The sequence below is a fragment of the Geojedonia litorea genome (assembly GCF_042654525.1).
GTDB lineage: Bacteria > Bacteroidota > Bacteroidia > Flavobacteriales > Flavobacteriaceae > Geojedonia > Geojedonia litorea.
Genome location: NZ_JBHSGP010000014.1, coordinates 376,547 through 388,587, shown reverse-complemented (window position 1 = coordinate 388,587; position 12,041 = coordinate 376,547). Strand labels below are relative to the sequence as shown.

The 12,041-nt window shown below is 34.5% G+C and carries 7 protein-coding genes; 2 read left to right on the top strand and 5 right to left on the bottom strand.

All coding sequences use genetic code 11. The features are described 5' to 3' along the window. Positions 1-178 precede the first annotated feature (178 nt). Positions 179-2,647 carry a ribonucleoside-diphosphate reductase subunit alpha gene (locus tag ACFO5O_RS09690; RefSeq protein WP_387963238.1) on the top strand — a complete coding sequence of 823 codons (2,469 nt, stop codon included), beginning with the start codon at positions 179-181 and terminating at the stop codon, positions 2,645-2,647. Between the two features lie 48 nt (positions 2,648-2,695). On the opposite strand, the gene ACFO5O_RS09685 is transcribed toward ACFO5O_RS09690, so the two are convergent. From ACFO5O_RS09685 to ACFO5O_RS09675, 3 genes are all read right to left on the bottom strand, one after another. Continuing rightward, positions 2,696-3,415, bottom strand: a complete 720-nt coding sequence (locus ACFO5O_RS09685) for a DUF6503 family protein (RefSeq protein WP_387963236.1) — start codon at positions 3,413-3,415, stop codon at positions 2,696-2,698. Between the two features lie 80 nt (positions 3,416-3,495). Continuing rightward, the gene (locus ACFO5O_RS09680; protein ID WP_387963234.1) at positions 3,496-5,793 is read right to left on the bottom strand and encodes an inorganic phosphate transporter; all 2,298 of its coding nucleotides are present in this window, start codon (positions 5,791-5,793) and stop codon (positions 3,496-3,498) included. 70 nt (positions 5,794-5,863) lie between these two features. Then, entirely contained in the window at positions 5,864-7,054 is a 1,191-nt protein-coding gene (locus ACFO5O_RS09675) for a porin (protein WP_387963232.1), read from the bottom strand. Between the two features lie 383 nt (positions 7,055-7,437). Here ACFO5O_RS09675 and ACFO5O_RS09670 point away from each other — a divergent pair, with 383 nt between their 5' ends. Beyond that, positions 7,438-7,770: a toxin-antitoxin system YwqK family antitoxin gene (locus ACFO5O_RS09670; RefSeq protein ID WP_387963230.1), complete on the top strand. Its 333-nt coding sequence runs from the start codon at positions 7,438-7,440 to the stop codon at positions 7,768-7,770. Between the two features lie 78 nt (positions 7,771-7,848). Here the strand turns inward: ACFO5O_RS09670 and ACFO5O_RS09665 are convergent, their stop codons facing one another. Next, positions 7,849-10,677, bottom strand: a complete 2,829-nt coding sequence (locus tag ACFO5O_RS09665) for a TonB-dependent receptor (RefSeq protein WP_387963228.1) — start codon at positions 10,675-10,677, stop codon at positions 7,849-7,851. A gap of 82 nt (positions 10,678-10,759) precedes the next feature. Next, positions 10,760-12,031 carry an autotransporter outer membrane beta-barrel domain-containing protein gene (locus ACFO5O_RS09660; RefSeq protein WP_387963226.1) on the bottom strand — a complete coding sequence of 424 codons (1,272 nt, stop codon included), beginning with the start codon at positions 12,029-12,031 and terminating at the stop codon, positions 10,760-10,762. Between the last annotated feature and the right edge of the window lie 10 nt (positions 12,032-12,041).

Genomic DNA, 12,041 nt, shown 5'->3' with positions numbered 1-12,041 from the left:
TTAATTTTTAAAGTTTCAGTGGAAAATCAAATTAATTAATTCTAAATAGATTTTATAGGTAATCTTGAGCAATTCCGAACTATCGGAAGCAGACAGTTTAATTTTAAAATCAGGATAACTAACTAAATTAACACATTTTCTGAAGGTGGATCAGAAAAACTAAAAACCTAAAATAATTATGTATGTAGTAAAAAGAGACGGTAGAAAAGAACCAATGATGTTCGACAAAATTACCGCAAGAGTAAGAAAACTTTGCTATGGTTTGAATGAACTTGTAGACCCCGTAAAAGTTGCTATGAGGGTTATCGAAGGGTTATATGATGGAGTGACTACTAGTGAATTGGATAATCTTGCAGCTGAAATTGCAGCAACCTTAACTACTGCACATCCTGATTATGCACGCTTGGCGGCTAGAATCTCTGTATCAAATCTACATAAAAACACTAAAAAGACCTTTAGCGAGGTGATGCACGACCTGTATACCTATGTCAACCCTAGAACAGGTAAAAAGGCTCCGCTTATTGCCGATGATGTGTATAAAGTTATTGAAGAACATAAAGAAAAGCTTGACTCTACCATAATTTATAACCGTGATTTTGGCTACGATTATTTCGGTTTTAAAACTTTAGAACGTTCGTATTTACTAAAGATTAACGGCGAAATAGCCGAGCGTCCTCAACATATGCTTATGAGAGTTGCAGTTGGGATACACCTAGATGATTTAGATGCAGCGATTGAAACCTATGAGTTGATGTCTAAAAAATATTTTACGCATGCAACGCCAACACTTTTTAATGCAGGTACACCAAAACCCCAAATGTCTTCTTGCTTTTTGTTAACCATGAAAGACGATAGTATTGACGGGATTTATGACACGCTCAAACAAACAGCCAAAATATCACAGTCTGCAGGTGGAATTGGCTTGTCTATACATAATATTAGAGCAACAGGGAGTTATATTGCTGGTACTAACGGTACTAGTAATGGTATTGTACCCATGCTAAAAGTATTTAATGATACGGCCCGTTATGTAGATCAAGGTGGTGGAAAGCGAAAAGGGAGTTTTGCCATTTATATGGAAACATGGCATGCTGATATTTTTGATTTTCTAGATTTAAAAAAGAATCATGGAAAAGAAGAAATGCGTGCCCGCGACCTGTTCTATGCCATGTGGATTTCAGACCTGTTCATGAAACGTGTTCAAGAAAATGGCGATTGGACCCTGATGTGTCCAAATGAGTGCCCTGATCTTTGTGATGTGCATAGTGAAGAGTTTGAAGCACTTTATACCAAGTATGAAAAAGCCGGAAAAGGTCGTAAAACCATTAAGGCGCGTGAACTTTGGGAGAAAATATTAGAGTCGCAAATTGAAACGGGTACGCCTTATATGCTTTATAAAGATGCTGCAAACCGCAAATCTAATCAGAAGAATTTAGGAACCATTCGCTCTTCAAATCTTTGTACTGAAATATTAGAATATACATCTCCAGATGAAGTTGCTGTGTGTAATCTAGCATCAATTGCGCTTCCAATGTTTATAAAAAATGGAGAGTTTGATCATAAAGAACTATTTAGAATCACAAAACGAGTTACCAAAAACTTAAATAGGGTTATTGATAGAAATTACTATCCAGTAAAAGAAGCTGAAAACTCTAATTTTAGACACAGACCAATTGGTTTAGGAGTTCAAGGTTTGGCAGATACCTTTATTAAATTGCGTATGCCATTTACAAGTGATGAAGCGAAAAAACTAAATCAAGATATTTTTGAAACCCTTTATTTTGCCGCTGTAACCGCAAGTATGGAAGAAGCCCAAAAAGATGGACCTTACCAAAGTTACAAAGGATCACCAATAAGCGAAGGTGAATTTCAGCACAACCTTTGGGGCATAAAAGATGAAGAATTAAGTGGCAATTGGGATTGGGCTAAATTGCGAAAAGATGTCAAAAAACATGGCGTTAGAAACTCATTACTTGTAGCGCCAATGCCAACTGCTAGTACATCTCAAATTTTAGGAAACAACGAATGTTTTGAGCCGTATACCTCTAACATTTATACACGTCGTGTATTATCTGGTGAGTTTATTGTGGTGAACAAACATCTACTTGAAGATTTAGTTGAACTTGGATTATGGAATGAAGGCCTAAAGCAAGATATCATGAGAGCCAATGGCTCAATACAAGGGATTGACAATATTCCAGAAGATATTAAAGAGCTTTACAAAACAGTTTGGGAATTGAGCATGAAAGATATCATTGATATGTCTCGTCATCGTGGTTATTTCATTGATCAATCACAGTCTCTTAATCTGTTTATGGAAGGTGCCACTATGGCTAAACTAACCTCAATGCATTTTTACGCTTGGAAAAGCGGTCTAAAAACAGGAATGTATTATTTAAGAACGAAAAGTGCTGTTGATGCTATTAAGTTCACTTTAGATAATAGCAAGAAAGAAGAGCCTGTAGCTGAAATTGTAGAGGTTGATGAAACTGTAATTGAAAAACAAAAACAGAAAGCGGCTAAAACAGCAGCAAAGTTTGCCCAACAAACTACCGAAGTTGAACCTATGACTGCCGAAGAAATGAAGGCATTAATCGCCCAAGCCAAAGAAGCTGAAGGGGACGATTGTTTAATGTGTGGTTCGTAATTAATTTAAGTGTTACTAAAAAGGCCGTTTCGTTAGAAATGGCCTTTTTTATTTTGTAAGTGTATCTGTTCCTAAATACACATTATCTTTATTATAATACCAAGCTCTAACTTTTGGGATTTTAATATCCTTAATAATTTCAATTTCAGAAAGTAAAATGTATTCACCACTATCAGCTTTTATAAGACCATTTTCGTCAGTTTTATAAAACTGGTACACTTCTAATGCATAGGTTTTAGGATTAAAATAAAAGTACCATACATCAGTCCCAACAGCTTTATCGTAGGTTACTTGTAGTCTTAAGTAAGATGTTCCTTTGAATTTTTTTAGTTCAACTAGTGGATCAACAATTGTTCCCTGGTCTTTAAGTTTCATCGGAAGACCGTATAAGTATGTGTAATAGTTTTTGTACAAATTGGCTCTATCGCAACTTAAATTATGAGTTTTTAAATCTTCGTCGGTTAAATCTGTTTTTCCGTTGAGGCGAATTGTGCACTGTCCTTTGTTGATAATGTATTCTGTAGAAACATCATCTTTCACTGCATTAACTCGAAAATAAGATCGAGGTAAGTTTATAGAAATGGAGCTAACTCTTTTAGAAGTTTTAGGGCTCGTCATAGTTACCGTAAAACTGTCATTGAACTTGGTCCAATTGCCATTTGGGTCGTGATAAGCAATGGCCTTTTTGAGTAGTTCGGGTCCTGTTATTGATTGACCAAACGAAAACAATGTGAATGCTAAACAAAAAAATATTGAGGTAGTTTTCATGGGTTTTAATTTAGTCAAATATACAAAACTAAAAGCCACCTTATTAAGGTGGCTTTTTGCTATATAACAGTTACTTTAAATTATTTAGAATCCGGTATAGCCGCTGGCTTTACAGATGCATCATGCGCATTATGATACTCTTCTAAAAGGTTCATAGTTGCATTTAATAAATCTTTAGTTTCTAAAAGAATTGTAAAGTACAAGGTTGTGTTTTTCGGACTTGATTCTTCAGTACGTGTACGTTCAACTTGTTTTTGAATTTTGTCTGTAACCAAAGAAACGATTTCCTTTTTACGACTTAAAATATTTCCAATTTCTTCAAATGATCTTGAATCAAAAGCTTTTTTCGTGTTCGTAAAGAAAATTTCAAAACGATCATCAACTTCTTTTAATTCTTTTATTTGACTGAATTTAAGTTTTTTATGATTGTTGTTGACATGTTTGTGACTTACTTTAGTAATGTATTCTAAAGACTGTGTCATATCTTGTAAATACCCTAAAATATGGATATAGAAATTACTAGCACCAACACTTGATTCGTCTAAATTCTTAATAAAGTAAAACACATTATCACGTAACTCATCTACCTCTTCAGAAAGCTTTACAATTTGTTTTTTGTTCTTTTTGAGTAGTGGTAAATCTTGTTTTGCCAATCCGTTAATAGCATTGGTGTAAATTTTATTTCCACGCTTAACAACATTAGCAATATTAGCAGCACTTTCATGAATAACGCCTTGAATTGAACTGCTTTCAGCTTTTGTTAAACTATCTTCAGCTTTAATTGCAGAACTTTTCTTTTTATGAGAAATATAATTTCTAACTAACAATAAAATTGCAACTAATAATAAAACGGGTACCATAGCAGTGACATTCCAGTTAATTAGATAAGCAATAGTTGCAGCAGCTAAGAATGCTATAATAGCTGTAAAGAACCAGCCACCAATAACATTAAGTACCCCAGCAACGCGATACACAGCACTTTCACTTCCCCAAGCACGATCTGCTAACGAAGTACCCATGGCCACCATAAAGGTTACATAAGTGGTAGATAAAGGTAGTTTCATTGAAGTTGCTAATGAAATTAATACCGCTGCTACCATTAAGTTTACGGCTGCTCTAACCATATCAAAAGCAGGTAACTCATGAACTTTGTCTTTAGTTAATGCGATTACAGGTTTTTCAAACTGCTTTTCAATTTTTGCCTGCCATGATTCAGGTAAAATGTAAGAGGACATTTGAGACATACCCATTGCTAATCGCACAAACCCTCTTGATAGAAAGTTTGGTTGAAAACGCTCTTTAGCATCTCCTTCTCTAGACAAATTAATTTCGGTTTCAGTTACCGTTTTAGCCTTTTTAGATAACCATAGAGTGGCCACCATAACTAAACCGGCAATGACTAACAAAATAGTTGGTGTAGGTACCTTATCAGCTAAAAAGCCCATACTAAATTCGGTTGCGGCAACACCAGAACCAACCCAAGCTTCATAGGATTGCCATGCTGCAATAGGGACTCCAATAAAGTTGACCAGGTCGTTCCCGGCAAAAGCTAGAGCTAATGCAAATGTTCCTACAATAATAATTAACTTGTAAATATTTGTTTTGAAAAATGATACTAGTAAATAGGATAATAAGGTCCAAAAAACAACACTTATAGACATAATGATTAGAACCTTTTGCTCTAAAAAGTCTTTAATTTTAAGACCGCCAAGCATTCCTAATTTTTCATCGGCAAAGGCGGTTCCTTTAATTCCTTTTAAGAAAATAAAGTAGGTAATTGAAGCCAATGCAAGCCCACCAAATACAGCACCTACCCATTTGGCTTTTTTCTCGAAATTATAGGATAATAATAATCGCGAAACCCATTGTACTAATGCCCCAACAGAAAAGGCCACTACAACCGAGAGCAATATACCCAGTATAATTTCGGTTGCTTTGGAGGTATTAATGTAATTAATCACATCTGAAAAAGTCCCTCCATCATGACCAATTTTAATTAAGGCCATAGCCACAGATGCTCCAAGTAATTCAAATACAATAGAAACCGTGGTTGAGGTTGGCATCCCAACAGTATTGAAGAAATCCAATAATAAAATATCAGTAATCATTACGGCCATAAAAACGACCATGATTTCACTGAACATAAACTCATGAGGATTGAAAATACCTTTTCGGGCAACCTCCATTAAACCACTTGAAAAAATGGCACCGATAGCAACACCTAAACTGGCGACTATCATAATTGTTTTAAATGAAACCGCTTTAGATCCTATAGCAGAATTTAAGAAGTTTACCGCATCATTACTAACCCCAACTACCAAATCGGCAATGGCCAAACCAGCTAGGGCAATAATCATAAATAAATAAATGTTTTCCATAATTTAGTTAAAAATAGTTTGCAAATATCTTAAGTGTTTTTGTTTATTAGGTTATGTAATTGTTATTTTTTTAAAAGTGGATATCAAATTGTAATCTATACATATAGCTAGAATTTCCAAGACCATACTCTAAATAGCTTATATCAGATTGTACTTTTAAGCTATGTCCGACTATATATTTAGAAACACCTAAAGTGTATTGGTTTTCTGGGTTTTTGCCTGTTATGTTTTTATTTAATTCTATATTGGTATACCGTCCAGAAATTTCCCAATTATTTAAAAATAAATAGCCTGCTTGTAAATTTAATCCTTTTCCAACTTGAACAACATCCCCAGTTAAACTATTATCCGAATTTTTAGCGAATGGATCATCAGCATCTCTATCGGCATATTCAGCCATTAAAGAAAACCCATCATACTTAAACATCGCATCAATGAATAAGGTTGTAATATTAGTTTCATAAAATCCAGTATCATTTACCATATAACTACCTTGGTTACTACGGTTTTTTACGGCATTATTATTAAAATCGTAAGAAGCACCTATGGCAAGTTTTGGTGAACTTTCTCGTTTTAAATCGCTTCCTTTATAGTCACCATCGCTTGCAAATTCACCAAAAGGTAAAGCTTCTAATCGTGCAGTATATTGATGACCGCCAAGATTACCTGTGGTAATATTTCTGCCTTCACCTTGTGATATTGATAAAATTTCTTTTACTACAAATTGGTCTGAAAGATTGAAATGATGTCTCAACTGCAAGCCCATATCACGATCAATATTAAATCTACTGTTTAAAAGCGATCGATCAACCATTTGCATGTTTGCCGATGAAATTACACGTTCTCTATTTCCAGGAAGTTTTGTCTGGCCAAACCACAATTCGAAATTTTCGTAAAAATTCCATTTAATAACGGCGTCGAGAATATAGCGTGGTGTGTTGCTGGTAAATTCTGATACCCCGGAGATATCGCGATTCGACAATCCCAGCTCAATTTTATATTGTAATTTGGGACTAAATGCAAAACCATCAAATTTTAAACGAGAACGTCTAATAAGCATATTAGTTTCAGGACTTTTACCGTCTTCAAAAGTTGATGTTCCAAGAAATTGAGCACGCAAGCCAATTTTCATTGTCCAAGAACTGTCTTTACCTACTAGATTAAAAAGCCCTTTCCCAAAAGCTGGAGAAGCAATTTCTTGTGCATGAAGTGATGTAAACGCCATTAAAACTACAGCGCATAGGGATAATTTTAGTTTCATTTTAAATTTTAGTTTTTGTCGCTGCAAAGAACTAAAACCAATGTTAACTAAATGTTTCCTAAACATTATATTTAAATGTTTAAAAAAACAGAAAAACTGCCTTGGCCAAAGGCAGTTATCAGAATTCATAATAATGTAGTTGACAAAAACTAAAAAATTATAATGAAATACTAATGTGTGTGACTTAAATCACGAGCAAATATCAATTATTTAAGTAACCTTATTGTAACCTAAATATTAATTTATCATTAAAATGATATTTAGTTAGGTAACTGTAAAACAGGTTATTATGATTTTAATGTTAATTTAATGTTATGTAAATATTGCTTTAATGTTAACTATTATTTATATTTGAGCGTAGAACCATTAAAACCCCATATGTTATGAAGAAGTTAATCTTAATACTCTTAATGTTTTCAGGGACTTTAGTCTTTGCTCAAAATAAAGTTGAACCACAATTTGAAAAGGATGGGGATTTAACCATGGCCACATATTTTTATGAAAATGGAAATATAGAACAGCAAGGTACATTCAACAGTGAAGGTAAATTACATGGTGAGTGGGTGAGTTATGATGTAAAAGGCAACAAATTATCTGTGGGTCAATATGAGAACGGTTTAAAAATAGGGAAATGGTTGTTCTGGCAAGCAGGAGTAAAAAAGGAAGTTGAATACAAAAATTCAAAAATTACTGGTGTTAAGGATTCTAATCAGTGATGATTTAAAATTATAAATGAAATAAAAAAAGCTCCTTGAACAGGAGCTTTTTTTGTGACTAACTCAAAAATTAAATTATTAGAATTTGTAAGTATATCCTAATGAGATTTCTGTTCCTGGTTCTCTTAAGGAATAGATTTGATCCTGCGCTTTAAACGATTGATAATTGCTTTCTTTTTTACTTCCTAACAAGTTGGAAATTTTGAAATCAATAGCCGATTGCTCTTTTTCTCCAAACGACTTATTCAACGTGAAATTTAAGCTGTGAAAAGGCTGCGTGTAAACATCTGGCACAATACCAGTCCCCACAACTTCTAGCGTTTTCCCTTGTACGTTGTAAAATATACCTGTTTGTAATCCTAAATCGTCATTCGAATAATCCAAACCAGCATTAATTAAATAAGGTGATTGCCCTTGTAAATCTCTTTCTCTATCAATACTTTCTCCAGTTCTAGCTGCAAGAAGCCTACTGTTATATTCAGGGTCAGACATTGTTAGTGCCGATTTAATTACTGAAACGTTAGTGTTAAATTTAAGATTATTCAAACCTTCAGAAATGAACCCTAATTTCTGTCTAAATTCAAATTCTACTCCATAAACTTTCGCGTTTCCTAAATTTGCAGGTGTAACTTGGGTAGGCGCTTGAAGGAAGAACGTTAACTCTATAGGGTCTTTAAAATCTTTATAGAAACCGCTTAATGCTAACATTTGACCTTCGTCACCGAAGTGTTCATATCTTAAGTCGAAGTTATTGATATAAGTAGGCACTAGATTTAGGTTTCCTATAAACAAACGATTTGTAATTGGATCAAAAATTTGAGACGTTGACTGCTCTTTAAACGAAGGTCTTGCTGTCGTTCTAGAGTAAGAGCTTCTTAAATTAGTTTGATCAGAAATAGAATAAATCATATTGGTAGATGGGAACCAATCAAATACGTCAAGAACTTGTAACCCTTTATAGGCTATGTTTCCGTCTTGTCCAGTGTAATAAGACTTGACCAGTTCTGTTCTCAATCCTAAAACGGTTTTAAGATTTGAGCTTAAGTTAAACTCATTTGAAATATAATTGGAGTAAATGAATTGTTCACCTTCATAAGCGTTATCTGGATTAAAAGTATCACCAAAAGTGATGATCGTTCCGTTTTTTGATTCGCGTGTCCAGATGTTCTCTGTCAATAATAAATTATCAACATTTCCGTCAGCGATAAAAGAATCATCACCACTAATTTGAAAGGTAAAAGCGTCAATACTGAAATCTCTAAACTTATAAACGTAACTCGTTCCGAATTTTAATTGAGCCGATGTGTTGAACAACTTGTATTTCTTTTTAAAATCAAATTTTGAAGCCCAGTTTTCTTCTTGGAGCCATCTCCAAATTCTAATTGGGAAAGTAGAAGCACTAGGACTAATAAAAAAGTCTCCATTATCAGCTTGTTGTAAAGGAGTTACTCTATGGTCTTTATCGTATACTTTAGAAAATGTTGGAGATAGTTTCCATTCAAAGTCCCAAGCATTTTCATCTTCGCTTAACCTGTGATCTCCTGTTAACAACAAATTGGTAACGGAGCGTTCTGTATAAGATAAAGAGTTTTTTGACAGAGGTTCTTGAGCACCACCAGTACCGTCTTGGGAAATAATTTGATCAAAAACACCAGCTGATGATTCACCATTTTGAATGTGTAAGAAATTAACCTTGTATTTAGAAAGATCTGTTTTGAAAACTACTCCTGCTAATCCATTAAGGATAATATTGTTAATACCTTCCGAACCTCTCGAATCGAGTACAGTATTCAATTCATTTTCATCAGGGTTACCATTTTCTCGAATCCAACCACCATCAACTCTGTTTTCGTAGAATGAGGTTTGGTTTTTATATGAAAACGATGCTTGATACCCTATTTTATTATCTCCTAAATTATATTGATTGCCTAATGTAAAACCAAAATCAAAGTTCATTGCACTTTGCTCTTCTTTAGCGGCTAATTCTTTAGCAAAGCGATCTGTTAAAGTAGTTAGTAGTGCACGGTTTTCGAAGGTTCCTGGAATTGGCTGATATCTGTTAATTGGAAGGTTTCGGGAGCCATTGTCATAACCCAAAAAATCACTATCACTTCCAGAATAACTCAAGTAGTTATCTTTAAAATGCATATTTGGATTAAAACCAGTTCCTACAGAAATAGAGGCTTCTGCTTTTGATGGAAAATCTTTTGTGACTATATCTACAACACCACCTGTGAAATCTGCAGGATATTCGGCTGCAGCAGATTTAATAACAATTACATTGTCTAAAATACTCGTTGGAAATAAATCCATTTGAATTGTATTTCGGTCAGGATCTAAACCTGGAATATCAACCCCATTTAAAATGGATTTGGTGTAACGGTCACCAAGACCTCTAACATAAACATACTTACCTCCTTGAATAGAAACTCCAGGGACGCTTTTCACAGCACTGGCTAAATCACCCGCCCCAGTTTTTTTAATATTTTGAGCAGAAAGACCATCTAATAAGGTAACAGACCTTTTTTGAAGGTTTAATATTGAGCTTTCGGTATTTCGTTTAACGTTAGTGGTGATAACAACGGTTTCTAACGAGTTCGTGGCCAGTGTTACGTCTATGGTTTGAACCTCATTTGCTGTTATTGTTACGTCACTAATTTCTTGGGTGTTGTAACCAACAAACGAAAATACTAAAGTGTAAACCCCTTCTGCAAGTTCTAGTTCATATTTACCGTCAAAATCAGAAGTTGTTCCTGTTGTTGTTCCTTTTACTAATATGTTAGCAAAGGCCATAGGCTCTACAAATTCGCCATCCATCACTAAACCCGCAACTTTACCTGTTTGTGAAAATGCTGTTATTGACGCAAGAATCAGGAAAAAAAGCAGAGAATAAAATTGTTTTTTCATGTTTTAATATGTGTGAAACTACTGTTTACTTGAATTAATAAACAGTAGTTTTTAAATAGTTAGTTTTAGTATTATTTATGGCTTAAAAACCTAAATTGCCTTTAGTGTTAGCATAGGTCCAGCTTAATCCAGATGTAGAGGCTCCTACAGTTTGAGCTCCTTGTGTAACAGCTGTAGCTGTTGAGCCAAACCCGGAAACGGTAACTGTTTCGGCTTTATTAGCAAAAAGACTTGTGACATTGGTCACTCCTTCTGGTAAAACAATTTCCCAAGCCCCAAAAATTAATAATCCATTATTATAATTTGTTGCAACTCCATCATTATCTAGTTCAATATCTGAAGAGGGTTTAAATCCGTACGCATAAATATTTTTAGTAGTTCCCATAGCCTTACTTCTATAATCAGCATATTCTCCATTTGAAGTAACCATATTTCCAATAATGGTTGTATTCTGTATAGTGAATGATCCTGTTGCGCTTCCTTCAGGGCCATCAACTTCAAACGCATGATCAGAGAAGTCGCCTAAAATCACAACCGAATTATCTATAGTTCCAGAATAGGCTTGATCAATATCTAAAGCATCATCTCCTTGTGCCCAAACTAAAATATTAGACACATTTACAGTACCACCAAAAAACTCAACCCCGTCATCTACATTTGCTACAACTTCTATGTTGTTAATTACCGTTCCTGTGCCTACTCCTCCAAGTGTTAACCCATTAATTTCGTTACCTTCACCAATTAAAGCACCTCCATGTCGAATTGAAACATATTGTAGCACACCTGAATTATCTGCAGGATCTGTACCGCCGTATAATCCAAAGGAATCATCTGCAGGAATACCTTCAATTTGTGTTTCAACAACATCATTTGAAAGCGAACATGGGGCTTTGCCTAAAATGATTAACCCGCCCCATAATCCTCTATCATTTTGATCTAAATTGGTTCCGGCTGTTTGACCGATTTCTATGTTATCACTAGTAGACGTAAATATGATGGGCCTAGAAGCAGTTCCCACTGCATTGATTTTTGCTCCACGAGCTATAATTAGTGCTGAAGCAAGAGATCCTGTACCTGGAGAACCTTTTATAATTGTTCCTTCTTGGATTGTTAGAATAGCCCCATTATCTACTACCACTTTTTGATTAAGGACATAAATTTTATCATTGGTCCATGTGGTGTTTTGAGTAATGGCTCCTGTTACAGCCACAGTATTATTAGTAGAACCCGTATTACCATTGCCATTGTTAATTATGGTTACTTCTTCAATTATTATTGGAGTGTCATCATCTTTAAAGCATCCTGTCAATAAAAGTGATAAAGCAATTAGTACGGATAAAAATACAGTCTTCATAGTATTAATT